The organism is Cytophagales bacterium, assembly GCA_033344775.1.
Lineage (GTDB): Bacteria > Bacteroidota > Bacteroidia > Cytophagales > Cyclobacteriaceae > JAWPMT01.
Map to the genome: position 1 here is coordinate 1027536 of JAWPMT010000005.1, position 21607 is coordinate 1049142.

At 43.0% G+C, this 21607-nt stretch carries 19 protein-coding genes; 6 read left to right on the plus strand and 13 right to left on the minus strand.

Translation table 11 applies throughout. From position 1 onward, the window contains the following. Position 1: 1 nt before the first annotated feature. Positions 2-1318, minus strand: coding sequence for a DUF4249 domain-containing protein (locus tag R8G66_21880; protein MDW3195038.1), 1317 nt, complete (start codon positions 1316-1318; stop codon positions 2-4). A 165-nt stretch (positions 1319-1483) separates the two neighbouring features. Here R8G66_21880 and R8G66_21885 point away from each other — a divergent pair, with 165 nt between their 5' ends. Further along, complete coding sequence (locus R8G66_21885) at positions 1484-2635, plus strand: helix-turn-helix domain-containing protein (GenBank protein MDW3195039.1); 1152 nt, start codon at positions 1484-1486, stop codon at positions 2633-2635. Between the two features lie 49 nt (positions 2636-2684). Continuing rightward, positions 2685-3914, plus strand: coding sequence for a hypothetical protein (locus R8G66_21890; GenBank protein MDW3195040.1), 1230 nt, complete (start codon positions 2685-2687; stop codon positions 3912-3914). Positions 3915-4024: 110 nt separating this feature from the next. Here the strand turns inward: R8G66_21890 and R8G66_21895 are convergent, their stop codons facing one another. Beyond that, a complete protein-coding gene (locus tag R8G66_21895) occupies positions 4025-4759 on the minus strand; it encodes a MotA/TolQ/ExbB proton channel family protein (protein MDW3195041.1) in 735 nt (244 codons plus the stop codon). 47 nt (positions 4760-4806) lie between these two features. Between R8G66_21895 and R8G66_21900 the strand changes: the two genes are divergently transcribed. After that, positions 4807-6264: a LytTR family DNA-binding domain-containing protein gene (locus tag R8G66_21900; GenBank protein MDW3195042.1), complete on the plus strand. Its 1458-nt coding sequence runs from the start codon at positions 4807-4809 to the stop codon at positions 6262-6264. Between the two features lies 1 nt (position 6265). Here R8G66_21900 and R8G66_21905 read toward each other — a convergent pair whose 3' ends face one another. Continuing rightward, positions 6266-7267 (minus strand): ABC transporter ATP-binding protein, encoded by a 1002-nt coding sequence (locus R8G66_21905; protein MDW3195043.1) that lies wholly within the window; start codon positions 7265-7267, stop codon positions 6266-6268. A gap of 198 nt (positions 7268-7465) precedes the next feature. Between R8G66_21905 and R8G66_21910 the strand changes: the two genes are divergently transcribed. Continuing rightward, positions 7466-8440 carry a hypothetical protein gene (locus R8G66_21910; GenBank protein ID MDW3195044.1) on the plus strand — a complete coding sequence of 325 codons (975 nt, stop codon included), beginning with the start codon at positions 7466-7468 and terminating at the stop codon, positions 8438-8440. Between the two features lie 20 nt (positions 8441-8460). Here the strand turns inward: R8G66_21910 and R8G66_21915 are convergent, their stop codons facing one another. Continuing rightward, on the minus strand, positions 8461-11019 hold the full coding sequence (locus tag R8G66_21915) for a gliding motility-associated C-terminal domain-containing protein (protein ID MDW3195045.1): 2559 nt from the start codon (positions 11017-11019) through the stop codon (positions 8461-8463). A gap of 366 nt (positions 11020-11385) precedes the next feature. On the opposite strand from R8G66_21915, the gene R8G66_21920 reads away from it, so the two are divergent. Continuing rightward, entirely contained in the window at positions 11386-12264 is an 879-nt protein-coding gene (locus R8G66_21920; protein ID MDW3195046.1) for a T9SS type A sorting domain-containing protein, read from the plus strand. A gap of 86 nt (positions 12265-12350) precedes the next feature. On the opposite strand, the gene R8G66_21925 is transcribed toward R8G66_21920, so the two are convergent. After that, positions 12351-13691, minus strand: coding sequence for a DUF4249 domain-containing protein (locus R8G66_21925; protein ID MDW3195047.1), 1341 nt, complete (start codon positions 13689-13691; stop codon positions 12351-12353). 135 nt (positions 13692-13826) lie between these two features. Here R8G66_21925 and rlmD point away from each other — a divergent pair, with 135 nt between their 5' ends. Further along, positions 13827-15284, plus strand: coding sequence for a 23S rRNA (uracil(1939)-C(5))-methyltransferase RlmD (gene rlmD, locus R8G66_21930; protein MDW3195048.1), 1458 nt, complete (start codon positions 13827-13829; stop codon positions 15282-15284). A 170-nt stretch (positions 15285-15454) separates the two neighbouring features. Here rlmD and R8G66_21935 read toward each other — a convergent pair whose 3' ends face one another. The 8 genes from R8G66_21935 to R8G66_21970 form a co-directional block, all read right to left on the minus strand. After that, positions 15455-15913: a cupin domain-containing protein gene (locus R8G66_21935; GenBank protein ID MDW3195049.1), complete on the minus strand. Its 459-nt coding sequence runs from the start codon at positions 15911-15913 to the stop codon at positions 15455-15457. 3 nt (positions 15914-15916) lie between these two features. Next, positions 15917-16564 (minus strand): hypothetical protein, encoded by a 648-nt coding sequence (locus R8G66_21940; GenBank protein MDW3195050.1) that lies wholly within the window; start codon positions 16562-16564, stop codon positions 15917-15919. Next, positions 16561-16755: a DUF2798 domain-containing protein gene (locus R8G66_21945; protein MDW3195051.1), complete on the minus strand. Its 195-nt coding sequence runs from the start codon at positions 16753-16755 to the stop codon at positions 16561-16563. Before R8G66_21945 ends, R8G66_21940 begins: the two co-directional genes overlap by 4 nt. A gap of 56 nt (positions 16756-16811) precedes the next feature. Then, positions 16812-17624, minus strand: a complete 813-nt coding sequence (locus R8G66_21950) for a pirin family protein (protein MDW3195052.1) — start codon at positions 17622-17624, stop codon at positions 16812-16814. Continuing rightward, positions 17621-18178, minus strand: a complete 558-nt coding sequence (locus R8G66_21955) for an NAD(P)H-dependent oxidoreductase (GenBank protein MDW3195053.1) — start codon at positions 18176-18178, stop codon at positions 17621-17623. The genes R8G66_21950 and R8G66_21955 overlap by 4 nt, the downstream gene beginning before the upstream one ends. Positions 18179-18267: 89 nt before the next feature. Next, a complete protein-coding gene (locus R8G66_21960) occupies positions 18268-20166 on the minus strand; it encodes an amidohydrolase (protein ID MDW3195054.1) in 1899 nt (632 codons plus the stop codon). A 90-nt stretch (positions 20167-20256) separates the two neighbouring features. Then, positions 20257-20835, minus strand: a complete 579-nt coding sequence (locus tag R8G66_21965; protein ID MDW3195055.1) for a Crp/Fnr family transcriptional regulator — start codon at positions 20833-20835, stop codon at positions 20257-20259. A gap of 45 nt (positions 20836-20880) precedes the next feature. After that, entirely contained in the window at positions 20881-21291 is a 411-nt protein-coding gene (locus R8G66_21970) for a nuclear transport factor 2 family protein (protein MDW3195056.1), read from the minus strand. Positions 21292-21607: the final 316 nt, after the last annotated feature.

Genomic DNA, 21607 nt, shown 5'->3' on the forward strand with positions numbered 1-21607 from the left:
ATCAATCTGAAAGTTCATCCCACACTTCAGGGCGTTCAAATAATCCCCATTCGCGACAATCACTACAACGCTTGTGGGCATAAAACGCATATTCCCCTACTTCAGGAATATCCGTAATTCTCCACTCTCCCAAACATGCCGGCACATTCAAGAGTGAACCCAAATCCGTGAAATCGTAAAAGAACTCCGTTAGGTATACCGTATCACCACGTTCTACTCGGAAAGTATCGACACTAAATAAAACCTGAACCGCTGCTTCAGAATTAAAAACACAACCTGAACCTGCCATTCCTGTACAAACCCACTCTTCTGTACGGATGCCATCTTCCTCAAATTCCTTGTAATTGAAGGTCCGACGAACTTCCGAAGCTCCGGCTACCTCGAAGTATCCCAGCACGGTCATGTCCGTTTCTCCGACACTCGAAATGTTGCCTTGAAGAATGCCCAATTGTCTGTCTGATAATGAGCCGGAGGATTCGTTGATATCTCTAAGTTGCCTGAAGTATTGATAAGCTTCATCCGTAATCGTGTATTGACGAACCCCTAATCGATAGTCATAAGCCAGATCAGGCAAAGATTCATTGATGAATCGAACAGGCAATTCCAGGATGCTGTTTTCGGTTTGATTTCGGGTAGTAGCAATGATGGTCCTGGATTGTTGTCTCTTTCGATAACAGCGGTCCAATGGCCGATCCCGCTCAATGATCTCAAAGGTTGGTCCTGAACCTCGAAAGTCATACCGGGAAGGAAAGGGCACATCCACCGCATAACTTTCCTGGAATTCGTATCTGAAATTATGATGTCCCTGATCGTTGGACCGTGCATCTAAGAAAACCTGGACCCCATTCTGAAATCGCTCATTCCTATCATTCGGCACGATGATGTATCGGCCATAAACACTATCAATCTCCACCGGCTGAGGCATGGTTACTTCTTCCGAAAGAAATCGTTGCCCATCCGTTAGAATGACTTCCAGTTGATAAGATTGGCCCGGCAATCCGAAGTAAGAAGAATCGGTTCGATAAATTCCACCTTCTGTCTCAATCAAACGAATGCGTTCACCTGCATGAATGAAACTCACTGAAGCCCCTGAAACAGACCGAAATGAGGTACTATCAAGATTTTCAGCGAAAGAAAGTTTCACCAGGTGTGCTTTCTCTTCATTCGTAAGCGAGGCATCAATAACCAACGCATTGGGTTCACTGATCACTTCAAAATCATAGGGTGCAACACAGGCATGAAAGCAAATAAGCAGGAATGAAAACCTTAATACGGCAAGGTTCCGTTCATTGGGAACGAGTAGGCTGAGGTTTGGCATGTCGGGTAGGTTGACATCTTAAGAACAAATTGCAAAGGAATCCCCTTAGCTCTGGCAAGAGCTATTTAGTTCAGCTTTTGGAAACAGCTTTCTTACATTTTAGTGACTTTCTGGGGAAATGGATTTTACTTTTGTTTCATCCACTATTGAACGTCTACCTTATCATTGGGTGAATCAAATAACATAGCTGCCATCATCTTTGGCATCAGTACGCTACAGGGACTTCTGGTAGCACTCAATTTACTGTTCCTGAAGAAGGGTAACCAACGTGCAAATCGGTTTTTGGGGGTACTCATCTTGGTCATTGCACTTATCCTGTTTCAGAACTTTGTAATAGCTGCAGGATTTTACACCTATTTGCCACATCTCATATTTGTCTTCTATCCACTCAATGGTTTGATCGGACCACTATTTTTTATCTATGTCATCGTCCTGTTATTCCCTCAACATCAATTTCGTCCAATTGAATTATTACACTTCCTGGGATTCACTGTTTTGATGATTTTCCACTGGAATTATCTCTGGTTCTCAGCTGCGCTCAAAATCCAATTTGCAGAATGGGTTTACTTCAGTGATAGTGTTACCCAGAAGCAGGCTTTAATTTCTATCATATCACTTCGGCTACACACAATAGCCTATTCAGTTTTCGCCATTCTCACCATAACAAAAAGGATCAATTCCTTGAAAGGTCATCATGCAAACGGCAGTATTTCCTACCTCAATAAGTTCAATCAAATTGCTTATCTGTTTGCAGGCTATGCGCTAACATCTATGATCGTAAGCATCTTTGCATTCACTTTCGAATGGAAAATTGGGCTGTTTGAAGTTTACGGTCATGTCGTGAATTCTACCTTTCTGCTGCTGATGGCCGTCATCACCCTTCACTTCCCTAAGCATTTATTCTTCGTACTAAAAGAAAAACCTCATCACGCTAACGAAATTCCTGGTCCCATTGCCTTACCTGAAGCCGAGCTCTATGCATGGATGAATGAAAAGAAATACTTTCTAAACCCAGACCTGAAACTCCATGATCTGGCTATCCAACTACAAGTTGCCCCACATGCTTTGTCCGAAAGGATCAATCAGGACCTGAACATGAATTTCTACGATTTTGTGAATCATTTCCGCATAGAAGAATTCAAACAACGAGCGCTTGCACCAGAGAACAAACATTTAACGCTACTGGCCCTGGCCTATGAGGTTGGGTTCAACAGCAAAGCTTCCTTCAATCGGATCTTCAAGAAGAACACGGGACTTACGCCAAGTCAGTTTTTACGACAAAAAGAGGTCTCAACTTCAGATACTGAGGCGATTTAGGCTATTTCATGCCCTTGTATTGCGTGAAAACATCACACGATACAAATTCATGAAACGCAACAAAATCATTTTTTTCTTTGCCACTTTGCTTTTCCTCAACGCTTGTAGCAATACAGAGAATCCGGAAGTAGTCGAAGAACTGACCTTTACCAACCTTACACTGGCAGATCGGGAAAATACCGGCACCGCAGCAGATATTAATCTCACCGTTTTCATGGACGGTACTTTTGAGGTAATAGACGAAGTACGCCTGTTTCTGATCAATACCCAGGAATCGGCAAACATAGATGCAGCGCTGATCTCAGGCTTTTCACAATCCTTGTTAGCAGGAAGGTCCTTGGATATTTTACTCGATGCGGATCTTAAAGACACCCAAGGCGAAGTAGTAGAAGAAGGGGTCCCCTACCAGGTAGTGCTGCAGGGGATCTTCTCTTCGGGAAATACCATTACTTCGGAATTGTCTAATACCCTGACGCTTGCCAATGAGATTGTAGTCACAACTCCAAAGCTTCAAGGAGATTTCAACGGGATGGAAGATATAGCCGTTGGACCAGAGGGAGAACTCTATATTGCTGGTGGAGGAACTGCACCTGAGTTTGTCTATAAAGTAACTTCAGAAGTAAATAGCACCGTCTTTACCAGGGGTCATTTTCAACCAGTAGGTATCGACGTAGATAGCGAAGGCAATGTCTACGTCTCAAACTTTAATGCAAACAGCATTCAGAAAATCACACCAACTGCAGCAGTAACAACTTTTGCCACCAGTGATGCTTTATCTGGCGGTGGCGGAATCGCCATAAATAATGAGGGAGTTTTGTTTAATGCCTTTTTCGCGGGATCGACCATCTTTCAAATCACTGAAGGAACGGTTGATAGCTACGTGACAGACGGATCTCTACAAGGACTTGTAGGTATGACTTACGATCCTGAAGAAGATAAACTCTACGCTTCCAACTTTAACGATGGCACCATCTTTCATGTCAGCTCGGATGGTACCAGAACATTAATAGCCGATACACCCTTAAGCATTGGTCACCTGGCCTATAAAAACGGACTTTTCTACGCCACAGGCTGGCATCAACATCAGGTGATGGAAATTTCGAAAGACGGTGAAATTACTGCAACTATAGGTACTGGAGTTAATGGCGATCGAGACGGTACCGAAGATGCTACGTTCAACTCACCCAATGGTATCGCCGTGAGCCTGGATGGCAAATATGTTTACGTCACGCAAGGGAATGGTAAACTCAGAAAAATCATCTTGCCGAGAGCCGACTAATCGAGAGAGCAAGGTGCTGAATTCGTTTTTGTTTAGAGAAGAAGCTGTCTTACGGGCAGCTTTCTTTTTTTGAGCAAAATATTTAATCGGATTTCACAAGAACAGAAAAGTCAGTCTCTTTCTGCTTTGGTTAACACCAAAAAGTCCATGAAATAGCTGATGGTATCTTCCATGTCGTTGTTGAAGTTTTCAATCTTGAAGGTCAGGTAATTATAAAAGAGTTGTAGAATCACGGCAATTACCAATCCACTTACCGTCGTAATCAATGCCACTTTGATCCCATTAGCTGCTACACCAGCCATCCCTTGAGAAGCATCTAGGCTTGCAATCCCATCAAAGGCGTCGATCATACCGATTACTGTACCCATGAATCCCAGCATGGGCGCCAAAGAAATGAATAGCGCCAACCACGGCAAGCCGGATTCCAATCTTGCCTTTTCGATGCTCGCATACGTCAGCAGGTTTTCCTGCACCTTGTCCAGCCCCCTGGGAATGGCATCCAGGCCATGTTCCAGCACAGAAGGTATGGTTCCTTTCTGTTGTTGTAAGGTCGTCCTCAGTCCTTCTACATCATCAATTCCTCCAGTTGCTTCGCAAGCATTGATGATCTTCTCTTTGTTCGATTCTATCGTACTGATGTAAAAGATCTTATTGATAAAAATGGTCAGCCCCAGCAATAAACAGATCATAGTAAGGGACATGAATTGCCAGCCACCTTCCACGATTTTTTCAAAGATCTGATCATGAAAAGAAGGGGGTTCAACGACTTGCGAACTGCCCGATTGCCCTAATGCAATAGCAAGAGTTGTGAAAAAAAATAGGCCAAGGAGGATAGATTTCTTCATTGTTTTTATTTCAATTGTAGCTGCTAACAGCCACTAAAACGGCATTCTTGTGTGAACGACAGCAATACTGGGTGAACGACATTAAACAAATTCGACTTAGGAGACTTTCCTTCAGAGACCGGCTGATTGCTTTACAATTAGCCCTGATTTTAGTATGCCTGTTATTTTTCGAATTGGGACACCTGTGGACACCAATCCATTCATTTCCTGTTCAATCATGGTTGTACCTCAACGCCTCTGACCAGGCTAATCCATCACCAAATGATCAAAGCTGGTCCGATGAAAAATCAAAGGACGCGGCCTACTGGATCAAAAGTAAAATTACATTGGACGAAGACCAGGGTTTTAATGCTTTACAGGTTTCATTCTCTGAAAGCTATCTGGTCTACTGGGACGGTTATTTGATAGGAACACATAAACACCTACCCGACAGAGGTGTAACCCGACTTCATCCACTGGAAAAGTATCACGTGCTTGCTGGAATACATCATGTCATGCTCTACATCCCCCAACCGAGAAACACTTTACTGGATCTTTCTAAAAAACAATTGCTACTTGGAAATGAAGCTTCTCTTCGTATGATGGCCATGCTCCGACTCTATTGCCTGATTGGAGCATTAGGCCTTATGGGCATGATCATCGTACTATTCGTCAAACACTTAAGAAGTGCTCAAACACATCCTAAAGCTGCATTGTGGATGCTTGGGGCCTTCTGTACTTACCTGGGGTTTGCACTGGTAGACACGCTGTACCTACAGCCATTCCAATGGAGTAATCCCGCTTTACTGGCCATTGCTACTGCTTGTAGCCTTCAATTGATATTTACCCTTTCCAGACATCTTCCCAATTTACAATTCAAGAGCTTTTTCTCCATTGCGTTGGCTACCTACATCATTGTCTATTTTGTTTTGGGTAATCAACAAGAGCGGCTGATCCTTTATCATGTCGCTTTGTTGCTGACGCTATACTTCTTTGTCTACACGACCAGCCAGAAGCGCGTGAGCCTGCTTTGGTGTCTGGTTCCGATATTACCCTTCCTGTCTCCTTTCGAGAGTCTTGGCCTGATGGTGATGGCTGTGCCTCTCTTTGGCGTACTTATTTTACAGCTTTTTCATGTAAAACCATTACGAGAAGGTGAAGAAGTAAGTCTGGCAGATGATACCCTAAACAACAAAAAAGACATCAACTATTTATTGGTCAATTCAAAGTCAGATAAAAAATCAATCCCTTTGGAATCGGTAGCCTTGATCAAGGCAGCCAACAACTATTCCATCATTGTGATCAACTCGGGAGAAACTTTTTTACACGACAAATCGCTGCTCAAACTTTCGTCAGAACTACCTGGCAATTTCAAGCGCATTCACAAGTCATATCTGGTCAATTTCGATCAGGTGGAAGAAGTAAAAAACAAGTCGGGTGGAGGTAAGATTTTACTTATGAAAAACATGGAAGAGGTGCCTGTTGGCAGGGTCTATCAAAAAGAGCTTACAACAAAGTTTGCCTGATCTAGAACCTCACAATTGATGCAGCATCTACCTTCAAGTTTACCTGCGCTCCTACTTTTGGGGCTTGGCTATTTGAAATGACTTCAATCAAATCTGATTTACCAGACATACGTACTTGCAAATAGGTAGTAGGACCGTGAAAAAAGATGGCTTCAACGATTCCTGCAACACCATCATTCGATCTAACCAGGGAAATTTTTTCAGGGCGAATGCCAATGCTGGACGCTGACTGTTTTCCTCCAAAAATCCCAATCCATTCTTCCGGTTCAAATACATTAATAGGACCAAAGAATTTAGCAATCGCTGCATTACCGGGTTGATTGTAAACTTCCTGAGGTGTGCCTACCTGCGCAATCTTGCCTTCGGACAACACAATGATTCGATCCGCCACAGCAAGAGCATCCCTTGTGTCATGGGTTACAAAAACGGCAGTCGTCCCCAGCAATTGGGTCTGTTCTTTGATCTGCCTCAGAAATACCTGCTTTGAAAAAGGATCAAGATTACTGAACGGCTCATCCATCAACAATATGGCTGGTTCTACTGCCAGTGCTGTGGATATGGCTAGCTTTTGCTGTTGGCCTCCGGATAATTCGTATGGCTTTTTCTTTCGCTTGTCCTCCAGGCCGGAAAGCTTGAGCAATTCATCCAGCTTTTCATTTTGGAAGTCTTTGGTGAAGCTCAATAACGGTCGCTTGATATTGTCCTCCGCTGACATGTAGGGATGCAAATCGAACTGTTGATGTACCAACTGGATCTCCTCATAGCCAGGCACGAGACGAGCAGCCGGCCCCTCTAATGTTTCTCCATCAAAAACTACTTCGCCTGAATCTGCATCCAGGTAACCTGCCATGATCCGAAGCAGACTGGATTTACCAGTTCCACTTTCACCAACAATGACCAGAAATTCTCCTTTCTGAACTTCGAAAGACAACTGATCCAGGATGGCCTCGGCATCGTACTTTTTTGAAACTTCTTTTACTTGTAGTATGGGATTAGCACTCAATATTTGGACGCTTTAAAGGTCGCAAATGTAAGACGACCTGCTGATTAACACCTTCGGGAATAATTTGGTTAATCCCAATACAAAACCAACTAAGGGCTTATAAAAATTCTACGTACCCGATTGACATGAGTGAGGTACCTTTTTATCTTTAGAAAGGTTTCGACCATTGACAATCAGCATTCGAAGAACCGCCTACATATGATAACCACCTACCAATTCTCTAACAAGCCCGGAAAATTCTGGCCAGCAGCCCTGCTCCTTGGCTTTTCCGGAACCCTGGCGATCTCCATCGCTTACGCTGCACTTACCTGGTACATCTCCAATCAAATCCTATGCATGATCTTGTGCTTTCTTTACTTTTCAATGTGGGCATTGACCCTGGGCAAGCTCGCTATTGCAACCAAATGCCGCAATCCATCGGCACTCCGCTGGACTGCCGTTTTCTTCGCTATCATTTGCTGGCATGTGAATTGGATCGTATTTCTCGATTTGATTGGCGATGGTTCCATCAATGGTCCATCTTTTATAGCCTTGTTTAGTAATCCGGGAATGGCGTACCAACAGGTAGCAGATCTGGCAAATACAGGTAGGTTCACCTATAATGAAGAAGGACTCAATGCGACCTTGCATGGGGCGATCTGGATCGGAGAAGCGGTCGTCATGCTCCTACTATGTCCTTTGTCCGTCACTGGTTCACTTTCCGGTAAAGTCTTTTGCGAAAACTGTGGTAACTGGATCGATGATGATGGCTTTGAATATCCACTGATGCAATCAGAACAAGGCACGACCATCTCCCAAGATCCGAATGCTGTCATTTACAAGAACAAAAATGACTTTCTGGAGGTCAATCCGGAAAAGATCCCGAACCTGCTCAATTGGCAATACTATCGTGAAATTATGCCCACTTCATATGTAAAGGTGAACATCCAACAATGTGAACAATGCCATCAAACATCTACGGTCCGACTGGATGTGATAGACGTGCGTATCACGGAGGATGAACGTGATTATTCAAATCAACCTATCTATAACCATAAAAACACGAAGGAATCTACTTCCAAGACAGGTAAGCATTTTCTGATTTCCAATCAGCTCTATGGCCATTTTTTAAAAAAGAAAGCCGCCTTTGATGACAAAACCCTTAATCCATGGGTAGCACCTCTTGAAGATTAAATGCTTAACAGGATCGCATACTACCGCAGTAACTGAATGAATCCTTTGTATTGAGAATTCACGTACTGAGCAACGTAGTAGTACGTTCCGGAAGGTGCGTCCCCTCCGTCCCATTGAAATTCTCTGGTCTCTGCCCGATAGACTTCTTTTCCGGCACGATTCACCACAGCGAGGTACAAGAATCGATCGTCGCAGTTATTGGGAGGCAGGTTTGCGGACAAAGGCTCTAATCCTGTAAGTGTAAACACATCATTGACCCCATCTCCGTTTGGCGTAAAGACATTCGGCGGGATAAATTCGTCCGCACCCATTGGATTGATGATTTCAAAGGTGAGGGTCATCGAATCAAATTTGTTTGACGGACATGCATCATCAAAAACAATGAATGACAAATCGTAAAAGGCTCGATCCTCCCCATCCAGCAAAGCGCATTCTGGGGTCCAGGTAAGCTCCGATGTAACCGAACCTCTTCCCGAACTTCGCAAGAAGCCAAGTGATGGAGAATTGGGTCGTCTTGCTCCCGGAAAGTAATCAATGGTCAGTAGATCATCGTCATTGGCATCTACTCCTCCAATCTCAAGTGCAAAAGGCTCATCAGTAAATAACTGAAAATCGGAAAACCGATCAATCATTGGTTGATCATTCCCAAAATCCAAATTGACTGTAAGTTCCAGGGTGTCGAAATTGACCACCTGACATTTGTCTACATCATCCGACACAAAATAGAATTTGAATTCCGATTGTGCCTCGGTCTCAAACGCACAATCCAGGTTCCAGGAGAAATCCGAAGCTGCAAATCCAACACCGTCCGTATCTTGAAAACTAATGCCCAATTCCTGCGGGTTAAAATTATCCGACACCATTCTTAGGTTGATCACGTCCCCGTCATCATCGGTAGAATTTACTTCAAAATTGAGGATACCCTCGGGCCTGATCGTAATCTCCTGAGTCGAAGCAAAAGGACCTCCTGCTAATACATTAGGTGTGGTATTCGGAGGAAGAATGACTGTCGAAGGAATCCATAACGTATCCGGATTAGGAGCCATACAAGTATCCAGGTCATCTACAATGATCCCCACATCGAAATCTTGCTGGAGACTAAAATCCCGAACCAGACAGTCCGTATCCCATCGAAACTCTCCTGCTATTCGACCCGGCTCTGAACTGATTGTCTCCACACTAAATCCAGGTATGGAGGGTACGTCAATACCGCGAACAAACAAGTCGATGAACATCAAATCTCCATCGGCATCTGTCCCCTGAAAAGGCAGCGCAAAGAAGTCATCTTCTGGCAATCGAAGGCGCTGATCACCGGGTGTGATCACCGGAAATTGATTGGCCGGAGCATCAACCTGCATAGTCAATCGGAGCGTATCTAATTGGGGCAACGGGCAAGCATCGTCCCCAGCGATGAAATCCACAATGAACGGGCCCACCAAAGGTGGACAATCTGACACGCAAACTTCTACCTTTAGGGTATCGGTTCCAGTACCTACAAATTGTTGATTGACACTAAAGACATCCAATAATTCGCCATCAAAATTCACCCCTTCTGCCCTCAAACTGATGGTTTCTCCTTCCGTCACATTCGTTACAAAAAAGTCAAAGCACTTCTCTTCTGCTACCGTGTACTTTAACGTATCTATTTCACTTCTAAAATCAGGCCTTCCTGGAATTGATGCTGCAACAACCGGCGGATCGGGCGGGTTACAACCTTCACTGATCACCAGCATCTGAAAATCTCTTTGGACTTCTCCAATCTTTCTTCCTCGACGAAATTCTTCCACCAAGACTGAAAAAACATACAGTCCTTCCTGATTCGGAGTGACCGTTAATAATCCTCTATTGCTAATTGTTAAGGCAGGATCCCCTGGGATGGTGTTCTCTACACTAAACGGCTCGCGAAAGACCACTTCGGGATGTGGTTTCGGTTGTGGAATAGGCACCGCCACCGCTGCAGAACTATTCAAAGGTGTGGCCAGTGAATACACCAGAGAATCTCCATCAGGATCAGTACCTGTGAACTCGACATAATACAATTGGTTGATACAGGCATAATCACTCAGTGGCTGAAACAATACCGGCGAGGAATTCCTATAAGGCCGACCGTTTTGCCACAATGGTGGAATTTCCAGGACGTATTTCATGCCTGTGCCCAGTGGATTCACAATATTGACCACATTCAGGTTTCGGCAACAACGTTCCCACGCAATATAGTACCCTTCGAAATGGGAGTATTCAATGGGGTTGAGCGCAACATCGGCACTCCAAACGACACGCGAGGTTTGCAGTTCACCAATAGCGCACTCAGGATTGGTGTAAGGTACGGTCACATTTTCTTGCAGGAGCAGTTGATGGGTCGAGATCAACTCATCATTACGGTTGCTAAAAATGGAGATAAATACGGAGGGTTCAGGACCAGGGTTGACTGGATTGGCCACATCAAAATATTGCACCACGTTGATGCGGTACAGTCCATCCCTGAGGTAGATAAATTCTATCTCACCCCCAACAATGTGATTTGCTGTAGCGGTTAAGTAGCAAAAAAACGCGAACGCGATTCCGACGAGTTTCTTCATAAAGCAGGTTACCTCTGAATACAATCTGATCAACACTTACCCTAATGTGCTTGCGAAAATGACTATGTTAAATTTTCAGGTCACGCTTATCAGTAAAATTATGGAAAAACCTGAGCCCAGATTAAACATGAATGTAAAAACAACTAAAGTACGCTAACACGACACGATCTCAATGACCGAATCTTTTAAAAACTCCATACCAAGTCAGGGTCCATAAGCATTATAAAAGAACAGCATAATTTTTTTTTACAATTAATTGTATGAGGTATTTAACAATATCATACCAATGCCAGTTATCCGAATATCTCCTGTGACTAAGCAATCAGGGGATCGAAACATTTCATTATTAAACCTAAATTCATGACTATGAGAAAATTCTCCTTATCAATGTTGGTGGTATTGGCATTGTCGCTTACTACTACCGCACAAATCATTAACGTGACTGGTGGTCCAGGGCGAGTCAATAACAGTACTGTTATTGAGGGATTGCCCTTCACCGCGACGGTAACAGGCCTAAACGGCACGCCCCAACGATGGACCGTTGGAATTGGAGACATCAACAATCAGTTGATCTTTAACACAAGCTCAACGACCATCACCAATGCCATTGTCGATCGGTCCATTTCTGGCAATACCGCAGTGATCTCTGTTGGCGCTACTAATGGAAGGGGAGTTGCCAGGTTCCTTACTGTGCAACAGCCTCCTTCTTGTAATTCAGATCTGTTATTTCTGCAGGCAACAGACTGTTCCTTGATTGCGGCCATACTTAATCCCGTACCTTCCGGAGCTACCGGATACTCCTGGTCAGTTTCTCCCTCCGTTCCATTTACAGTCAATGGCACTGGTACTTCCATCACCTTAAACAACACCAATTCATTCACCACCTATACGGTAAGTGTCACCATTACAGGCGGGGTATGTAATGGTGCTACAGTCACTAACCAGGTGCAGTGTACAGGCGGAGGATTCCTGGACAGAAGCGTATCTCCTTCGGGAATTGGAGAGATTAAAGTCTTCCCTAATCCAGTTTCTGGCAATGAGCTCAATCTGGAGTTTGGTCAATCATCGGAAAAATATCGAGTATTCATATTCTCCGAAACCGGTCAACCTGTTGAGGGCATCAGCGTAGAAAAACAAGGTAACGGAGCAAAATTAGGTGTAGGTAACCTATCACCTGGCACTTACTACCTAAGAACCATCGACGCAGACGGAAATTCAGAAACGCAACGTTTCAAAGTTGAGTAAAGTAGCCAATCTTAAAATTGAAAGCCGCCTCAACTTTGGGGCGGCTATTTTTTTATCAGGGATAGATAAGGCTGAAATCGTAAACTTCAATGAATATCCTCCCAAACTTCCGGACGTTCAAAGGCACCATAAGTGGTACAATCACTACAGAAACGATGTGTGAAATAGGCAAAATCTTCATCCTCCGGAATATTTGTAATCCGCCAATTGTCCCTACAACAGGGTAAGTTGATCAAAGAATCCAGCGAAGTAAAATCAAAGAAAGATTCAATTGTCCTGACAGTATCACCTCTTATGATGTCCACCACTTCCTGTTCGTAACGAACCCTGATGGGAAATTCCCAGTCGAGTGTACATGTACCAAACGGCGGGCAACCTAAGGGTCGTCTGATCGAATCTATCGGGCAAACCCAGTCAGGTGTTTGTATCCCATCTTTAAGAAAGTCTTCAGCATTGAGCGACATTCGAACTTCCGATACACCGGCCACTTCGAAGTAACCCAACACATCCAAAGCAGCTCCGGGACTTCCTGAAATATTTCCAGTTAGCCTACCTAATTGTCGATCTGACAGTGAGCCAGAACCCTCATTATTTTCTCTTAGGCGCTTGTAAAACTCAAAAGCCTTATTAGTGATGGTGTATTGACGTACTCCGATGCGATAAGCATAGGCCAATTCTGGTAGTGATTCACTAATGAACCGAATCGGTTGTTCCGCAATTCTATTGGCGCTGAGACTCTTGGTTGTTGCAATAATGGTGGTTGATTGACGAGCAGTTCGGTAGCACCTTTCCAGTGGCGCTTCTCGTTTGATCACCTCAAATGAATTCCCAAATCCCTGAAAATAATACTGAGACGGAAAGGGAACATCAATGGCATAACTTTCAAGGTATTCATACCTAAAGTTTAAGGGTTCAGCCCCTTCTCCATGTGCATCCAGAAAAATCTGCACACCATTCAAATCATTCGCATTATCGTCGTTGGGAATCACAAGGTATCTCGCATATATACTATCAATGGGTACGGCGATGGGCAATGTTTCAGTAGTAGAAAGGTATTCCTGACCATTTTCAAGAATGATCTCCAATTGATAACTATTGCCAGGAATTCCACTAAAAGAAGAATCTGTTACATAAACTCCAGGAACTGCCTCTCGCAGGGCAATCCGCTGATCTGAAGAAAGGTAGGCCACTGAAGCGCCACTGACCGTCCGAAACGTCGCACTGTCCAGGTTTTCAGCCAAGGTCAATTTCACAGTATGTGCCTTCTCTTCATTCGTGAGTGTTGCATCTACCACCAGCGCGGTAGCCTCTCCTAATACGTCAAAATCATAGGGAGTAACGCAACCGGTCAATAAGAAAAGCAAGTATCCGCCCCATTTCAAAAGGAACTTCTGAAGAAGGGCGGTATCAAGTAGTAAAATTCTCATTGGTCTTTAGTTACTTAATACAACAAAACGTTCCGGCCTTTCCCTCATTCTTTTGAAATGATAGATACGCATGCTGAGCTTAGTCATTTATTCTCGTAATGAAAATGCTAATTTTGCGCCACTATTTGAAAAGCTATGTCTAGAAGAAAGCAGAACAGATTTGTCAAGCGCGGAGAAACGATTGAGATTCTCATTCAAAACTATGCTTTCGGAGGTAAGGGCATTGGCAAGATGAGCAATGAGCAAGGGGAGTTCGTCATTTTCGTCCCCAATACCTTACCGGGACAACTCGTTAAAGCGCAGGTTCAGAAAATCAGCAAGACCTATGCAGAATGCAAACTCGTAGATGTCGTTAAGCCTTCTGAAGATGAAGTAGAAATACCCTATCAGGAAATTCCTGGCGCTCCGTACATCAAGCTACCCATTGAAAAGCAGCACGCCTATAAAAAGCAAAGTACGCTTGAGCTATTTCGCAGGATCGGTAAAATTGAGGATCCTGAATCGCTATTTGATGAATTGATCAGTTCACCCAACACCTTCCATTATCGCAACAAAATGGAATATGCCTTTTCAGCGATCGGCTATGACCATGAAAAGAAAACAGATGTCGATGAATTCACACTGGGATTCAAAAAGAGAGGCACCTGGTGGTGTGGCGATGACTTAAAAAAGGATTCTGGCTTATTTGATCAGGAAGTAGAAGACAAACTCAAGCTGATCAAAGACTTTTGTGAGTCGACTGGTCTCCCACCATGGCATGGACCAAAAAGAGAAGGTTTTTTCCGGTACTTTGTGGTGCGAAAATCTCTAAAAACCAATCAGGTTTTATTCAATCTGGTCACTACTTCAGAGAAGCTTGCTGAATTTGACTTACAAAAGTTCACAGACTTTCTTGTTGCTGAATTTGGGGAGCGATTAGCAGGCTTGCTACACACGACCAATGACGAGACCGGTGATCGGACCATCGCGACGACCGGAAAAATCTCACTGATCTATGGCGAAGACAAGATTGTCGAGGAATTGCTCGGGCTGAATTTCGAGATCAGTATGAAGAGCTTTTTCCAGACTAATCCTGCCTCAGCAGAAAAGCTTTATTCGAAAGTAATCGAGTATGCCTTTGAGAAGAAAGAAACGATTGACAACAACATCGTATTGGACCTATTCTGCGGAACCGGCACCATCGGACAGATCCTCGCTTCCCGAAGCGAAAAAGCACAAATTGTAGGGGTAGATATCGTGGAATCAGCCATTGAAAATGCCAAAGAAAATGCCGATCGTAATGGCATTGAAGGTGTGAAATTTTACGCTGCTGATGTGGGCAAATTCCTATACGAGCATCCCGAATATCAAGGTAAGATACGCACCCTTATCCTCGATCCCTCCCGTGCTGGCGTAGCCCCAAAGACCATGAAAAAGATCATCGGCCTCAACGCCGAGCGCATGGTCTACGTCTCCTGCAACCCTGCCACCCAGGCCAGAGATATAGAGCAATTGGCTTTAGCTGGATATGAATTGAAGAAATTCAGCCTTGTTGATCAGTTTCCCCATACCAGTCATGTAGAGAGTGTGGTTTTGTTGGATTTGAAAACGTAGATAGGAAATTTTCCGGAAAAACTGGAAAATCTCTATATACCCATTTCCTATTGTTTACTTTCAAGTCTATTCCAGGTCTTTCTTATTCATTCCATTCTAATTGAGTCAGTTCTACCTGACCTCAAAAAAAGGTTCAGGAAGACCCAATTGAAGGAGACAACTATTTTTAGTCAAAGGGGAGGTCCTACACTTTGTTGTTTCGGGTATTTCTTGCCCAATGCCTTTAACTTTTCCGTATTAATATCTCCTGCCTTTCTTAGCTCGTGCAATTCTTTGAACATGTCCTCGATGTTTAAGGCGGGGCTCAAAAAGTATCGAATACGTGCTTTCTCCAGACCTACATTTTTCCAGGTATGAGGAGTACCTTTTGGTACTAGTGCCACATCACCTGGTTTCAGGTGATGTATCGCACCATCAGTTTCCAAATCGAAAGAGCCCTCAATTACTATGAAGGTTTCATCTTGCAAATGATGAATGTGACGACCTGGCCCCACTCCCGGATCCACTAAATCCTCAAACATGGCAAAAGAATTATTGGTATCTTCTGCTCTCAAAAGTATCCTCACTTGAATTCCTTCATTGATCGTAAGCGCAGATATGTTCTGATAACTGATATGCAAGGGTTCCATTTTCTAAAGACTTGTTCTAATGAAAATTCCGAAGTTTTCTGCAAAAATCTTCTCTGGACCAAAGTAATCCAGGTTGGTCGCGAAACCGAAGTTGTAATCCTTGATACCTATCCCCAATCGTAGTTGTAAATAGCTCCTCTGATGCGCATCAGAATTCAGATTGTGGTTATAAAGTCCTTGCACCCTACTGTATAGCCTTAGGTCTTCTTTCAGCTCAGGATGATATTCAATCAAAGAGAAAACTGCTATGTTTCTATCGCTGGTGAAGATGTAATCCGGAGTAAAGACCATTACCAACTTTGGAGATGCATACACATATCGAATGCCAAGTGTAGGAGAGAGTCCAGTAACTTTATTCGCATTTAAGCCCCCAGTTATCCCGATTCCTTTGTATAACTCATAGGCTACCTGAGAGGTATTAATGATATCAATGGCACCAACATCATTTTCATAATTAGTGTCTAATGCAGTGACTGAAAAGAAGGACAACTTTTCACTCTTTGGTAAGGAACGATTGATGATCGTTTGCATACCGTAGCGGTTGTTACCGAGAATTAGTTCTAATAAAATTGGGGGTTCTCTCTTTTCCTGAGCTACTGCTGTCCATGCTATTAGAACGAGTCCAATGATTAACGTATTTCTTAGATTCATTTCCAATTGATTTTAGACATGATGTGTTGTGACATAGGCACGAAGATGAGTCCGCACAAATAGGCAATAGGGATCATGATTAACAGGTTTGTTAACCATGCAATAATCCAACCCTCGAAAAAGCCGGAGCTTATCACCATGCCAATGAAAGACATGACCATACTAAATGGAATGGCCAATGCGAGGTTCATCAGAATAGGTTTATACTTCTTGTTGAGTGTCATATTTTCTTGCTGGATAAATTGATTCAGAGCTTCTTGCCTCTAATTAGATCGCTATAGATCGAATTGATTTTTTCAAGGCTGTTGCGAAGTGCCGTTTCCGAGGTGTGTACAGAACTTCGTCCAAGAATCAGATTGTGTTCAAATTTTTTAGCAGATCCTAGAATAAGACTCACTCCAGAGTTGGTTTCAAATCGTACTGGACTGGTGCCTTGTTCGAAAACTATTAATTCTCCTTCTTTCACTTCGATATCACCTATTAGTTTTCCTTCAAATACCTGAACCCATAAAACATCATGATTTGCTGGTGGCGTGTATGTCCAATCCTTCAGTGGAGCGATAGCTACCTCCAGATAATTCATCTCATTTGGAGGGGGAATTTTGGATTTCATTCCGTTATACTCACCCAGGAGAACTGTGACATTTTCATCATTTTCAAAGTCTTCCTTTTTCAGAAAAAGGCTCTTCGAATCTTCTTCTTCCAACTCTGGGGGTAAGGAGATCCACAGTTGAAATCCTTTAATCCGAGTCCCAACTTCCGGACTTCCTGTATGCCACGCACCGGAGCCAGCCTGAAGGTACTCCACATCCCTGGGCCCAAAGCTCACCTTGTGGCCTGTGCTTTCTTCAATGTGACTCCCACCCTCGATATGATAGGTGAAGGTCGCAATCCCTGAATGCGGATGCCATCCAAATCCAGCCCCCTCCGGGGCTACCCCGTCAATGAAATCAAGAAAGACAAAGGGCTTGGTTATTTCTCCAACATCGGAAGGACTTATCATTCGGTTAATAAATCCATGTCTTTTACCCGTGGTTCGGTGAATGATGTTCCTGTTCATTCCATTACTTCTTTTATACGATGGAGTTCTTCATCGAATTTGTTCATCTCAGTACCAAATGACTCCAAAAGGCCCTGATCAACAATTCCATCTTTGGGGTTAAAATTCTTATGATAAGCTGGTAATGAGTACACTCCACTTACCCTGGCTCCCAGATAAGGGAAGCTCTCTTTTGCTATTTTCAGTACACTTTTACCTCCTGATGGTCCTGGCGAGGTAGCCAACAAAAGGGTAGGCTTGTTGCCCCAGATGTTACGATCGAGTCTGGAAAGCCAGTCCAGAATATTCTTAAATACTGCTGTGTAATTGCCATTATGTTCCGCTAATGAGATCACAAAACCACTGGCTGACTCCAGCATTTCTCTTAAATCGTGAACCGATTCAGGTATTCCTTGCTCTTTCTCCAGGTCAGCACTATAAATGGGCATTTCATACTCATTTAAGTCAATGAGCTCTACATTGTCTATTCCTGTTTTGCTTGCTGCCCAGTAAGCAAACTGTCTATTTATTGAGTTTCTACTATTGCTGCCACCAAGTGCTACTATTCGATTCATACCCATAGTTTTTTTTGACACAATATTCCCCCATCGCACTACAGGATACCTATAAGGTACCTTAAGAAAGATGTCATTTATTGTGAACATTAATTTTTAATGTAATAACCTGGATAGTATCTGACCGGAGACCAATCAGGTATTGGTTCCGGGATGATTGGGGCCAGCATTTCAAACTCTCCAACACCATATACTACTCTTCCTCCAAGAATTGTTAGGACAGATGAAATGGTACTAATCTGATCCTCAGATACTTTGAAATAATCCTTATCAAGCAGCACAAAGTCTGCCAAATGACCGGGCGCAATTCTACCTTTTTCGTCCTCGTCATACTGAAACCAGGCACTTCCCAGAGTATAAAGTCTAAGCGCTTCTTCCCTGGTCAATCTATTGTCTTCGGCCAGCACTACCGTACCCGAAACTGCTTTTCCTGTTACCGCCCATGACATTGCGATCCAGGGGTTAAAACTGGATACTCTCAATCCATCTGTACCGAGTGTTAAAGGAATCTCACTTTCTATCAGTTTTCTAAACGGTGGGGTTTGCAATGCTTTTTCTCTCCCGTAGGTTTTGATAAAGCCATCCCCATGCCATGCCATTTTGTTTTGCAAAGTAATTCCAGCTCCCAGTTTTTGAATACGCGCTATATTATTGGTTGAAATCATTTCAGCGTGCTCAATTCCCCAGCGCAGGCCATCAAAGGGTAGTTCTTTATTCAGCGCTTCAAGAGCATCTAACATTACCGTTAGGTTTTCATCGTAAGTAACATGAATTCTGAATGGAATTCTTCGTTTCACCAATTCACTTACATCCTGGCTAATAACTTCTTTAATGAGTTCCGGGTCAAGGATATGAGGGGGCCTATCAAAGTTTTCGTAATCAAGCATCTCTACTCGAATGGCCTCCCCGACACCCTCGTATTCATATCCGTGTTCAAGGTAGGGATGAAGATTTTGTCCTGGGCTAATGGGGTCGAGTTTGGTAATGCTGTGAATTTCTTCTTCAATTTCTCCCATTTCTGTATATCCATCCCCAATATCGGTGAATGAGTACCTTAAGTTCAATTTGTCTTCGGTAATCACCTTCTTCATAATTCCATATTCCTGGGGATAGCTCACTCCTCCTGCATCGATGACAGAGGTCAACCCCAAGCGGTTAAACTCTTTGGTAAGTTGCAGTAATGAGTTCTCTTGCTCTTCGGGAGTAGGTTGTGGGACGATGGTCTCAATAACCCAGAACATGATGGAACCGGGATCTCCATAAAGCAATCCTGTCAATCTTCCTTCTTTGTCTCTTTCAAATCGGGTAAAAGGAGGAAGCCAAAAGTCTTCTTTATCCACGCCTATGATTTCTAGCGCCTTCTCATTGAGGAATGCAACATTATAGGAGTATTGAACAATGAACGGTCTATTTGGTACAGCCTCGTTGAGCTCCTCCATTGTGGGTAACCGATTTTCCTCAAACTGATAAGGAGACCAACCACCTACTACTTTGACCCAATGGCCCTCAGGGGTTCGTTTGGCCTGGTCACTTAAAATTTGCAAGGCTAGTTTGAGGTTGGGAACTCCGTCCCAACGCACGGCGTAATTATACCTAAGTCCGGCCTTGTGAAAATGAATATGAGCATCATTTAAGCCTGGGATAAGGCGGTTTCCACGAGCATCAATCAGTTTGGTTTCAGTACCTTTTAGCTCAAGAATTTCGTCATTTGTACCTACTGCATAAATCCTTCCTCCTTTGACAGCTAATGCTGAAGCAGAAGGTTGGGCTGGATTCTGAGTAGTGATGTGTGCATTGTATACGACCATGTCAGCGCCGGTGGAAGTTGTGACTTGAGCATATGAGGCTATTGAGGTGGTTGCCGAAGAAATTATTGCAATAACAAAAACAAAACACCAATATGACCACCTATTTTCTTTGGTCTTACAGGCTACTTCTTGCCAAGGAATTCTTCTTATTAAAATAATAGCCGAGTGATATCTATTCATGGTAACAGGGTTTTGAGTGAGATTTGCTCAAAAGTCCATGAATGAGTGATGGAGTACTCTTAAGGTATCTTAAGAAATCCTTGAAGCTATTTATTTGCCAACTAAGTTCTTTCTTACGGTGCTTAGAAACTCAGGTGTTACCCCTAAATATGAGGCGATCTGAACATTTGAAACCCTATTGAAGAGATCAGGATACATCTTGATGAAATTAAGATACCTTTCTTCCGCTGTATAACTTATGTTCCTTATGATTCTATATTGAAGGCTGACGATCGCATTCTCCGCGAGGGTCTTGAATACTTGATTAAATCGAGGAAATCTTTCAAATAGCTCCAGTTGATCTTTCTTTTTGATTTGTAGGATGGTCGATTTTTCCAGGGCTTTAATGTATACTCTCGAGGGTGTCTCTTTTTGGAAGCTGTGAATATCTCCGATCCACCAATTCTCTATTCCAAATTGAACAATGTGCTCTTTTGCATCGCTATCATGGCAATACATCTTAAAGCAACCTTCGACAATAAATGTACTGTATTTGCAAATCTCACCTGCTTTGAGAAGAAATTCCCTCTTATCTACTTTCCTCTCTTTGTAGACTCGTTCTATAAAGGATATTTCTTCTTCAGTTAGTGTAATGAACTTACTGAAATATTCAATTAGTGCTGTGGACATGTCTAAATTTAGGAATTTAAGGTACTAACAGCAGTATATTTTTCGTCAGAATGATAGCGCTTTATTTATTTCGGTCATGTTTAACATACACCGTGCAATTAGCCACTCACCTTCAATCTTTTCAAAAATGAAAAGGGCTCTCTTGGCCAGGATGGAGGTTGTTCCTGTTTGTAGTAGAATGGTTTTTACCATTGAATTGGCCAAAGCGAAGGCAAAAAGATCTTCAATTTCAATTTCTTCAATACTTAAATCAACCGTTATTTTCTCTTTGGAGAATATTGAGTTATATGATTCCAGAATCCTTTCAGGTCCAAAAGCGGTTGGAGATCCAGAGGGCATGAATATTCCTTCTTTGGTATAAAGACTTTGAGCCAAATCGGCATCCGAAGTATTAAGTGATTTCTGGTATTCACTGAGTAGCTCCACGATTTTTTGTTTTTCAAATCTTTCTCCCATTTTAGGTCAAATTTGAAAATACAGTGGATGAAAAACCTATAATGTAGCTTAAGAAAGGTTTAACCCAGAAGCAATAATCTTCCGTCTCATTTTATTCTGGTTTTGTGAGACGTCTTAATTACCACATACGAGTCATGTGGAGAGTATGGTTTTGTTGGAGCTAAAGAAGTGACCTTCTAATCGCATAATTACTAGTTATAACTTGTCGCAATTCAATTTCTCCGAAATGTATTCTCATTCAGGGATATGTTTAGTGAGAGCTCATGTTTAGACTTCTAAATTTGTTCCATGTCTAAATCGATTCATATTAGTTCGA

Bases quoted from the DNA above. Each gene is read 5' to 3' on its own strand.
- R8G66_21880 (MDW3195038.1), bottom strand. From the start codon at position 1,318: ATGCCAAACCTCAGCCTACTCGTTCCCAATGAACGGAACCTTGCCGTA.
- R8G66_21890 (MDW3195040.1), top strand. From the start codon at position 2,685: ATGAAACGCAACAAAATCATTTTTTTCTTTGCCACTTTGCTTTTCCTC.
- R8G66_21895 (MDW3195041.1), bottom strand. From the start codon at position 4,759: ATGAAGAAATCTATCCTCCTTGGCCTATTTTTTTTCACAACTCTTGCT.
- R8G66_21910 (MDW3195044.1), top strand. From the start codon at position 7,466: ATGATAACCACCTACCAATTCTCTAACAAGCCCGGAAAATTCTGGCCA.
- R8G66_21915 (MDW3195045.1), bottom strand. From the start codon at position 11,019: ATGAAGAAACTCGTCGGAATCGCGTTCGCGTTTTTTTGCTACTTAACC.
- R8G66_21920 (MDW3195046.1), top strand. From the start codon at position 11,386: ATGAGAAAATTCTCCTTATCAATGTTGGTGGTATTGGCATTGTCGCTT.
- R8G66_21925 (MDW3195047.1), bottom strand. From the start codon at position 13,691: ATGAGAATTTTACTACTTGATACCGCCCTTCTTCAGAAGTTCCTTTTG.
- rlmD (MDW3195048.1), top strand. From the start codon at position 13,827: ATGTCTAGAAGAAAGCAGAACAGATTTGTCAAGCGCGGAGAAACGATT.
- R8G66_21935 (MDW3195049.1), bottom strand. From the start codon at position 15,913: ATGGAACCCTTGCATATCAGTTATCAGAACATATCTGCGCTTACGATC.
- R8G66_21940 (MDW3195050.1), bottom strand. From the start codon at position 16,564: ATGAATCTAAGAAATACGTTAATCATTGGACTCGTTCTAATAGCATGG.
- R8G66_21945 (MDW3195051.1), bottom strand. From the start codon at position 16,755: ATGAACCTCGCATTGGCCATTCCATTTAGTATGGTCATGTCTTTCATT.
- R8G66_21950 (MDW3195052.1), bottom strand. From the start codon at position 17,624: ATGAACAGGAACATCATTCACCGAACCACGGGTAAAAGACATGGATTT.
- R8G66_21955 (MDW3195053.1), bottom strand. From the start codon at position 18,178: ATGAATCGAATAGTAGCACTTGGTGGCAGCAATAGTAGAAACTCAATA.
- R8G66_21960 (MDW3195054.1), bottom strand. From the start codon at position 20,166: ATGAATAGATATCACTCGGCTATTATTTTAATAAGAAGAATTCCTTGG.
- R8G66_21965 (MDW3195055.1), bottom strand. From the start codon at position 20,835: ATGTCCACAGCACTAATTGAATATTTCAGTAAGTTCATTACACTAACT.
- R8G66_21970 (MDW3195056.1), bottom strand. From the start codon at position 21,291: ATGGGAGAAAGATTTGAAAAACAAAAAATCGTGGAGCTACTCAGTGAA.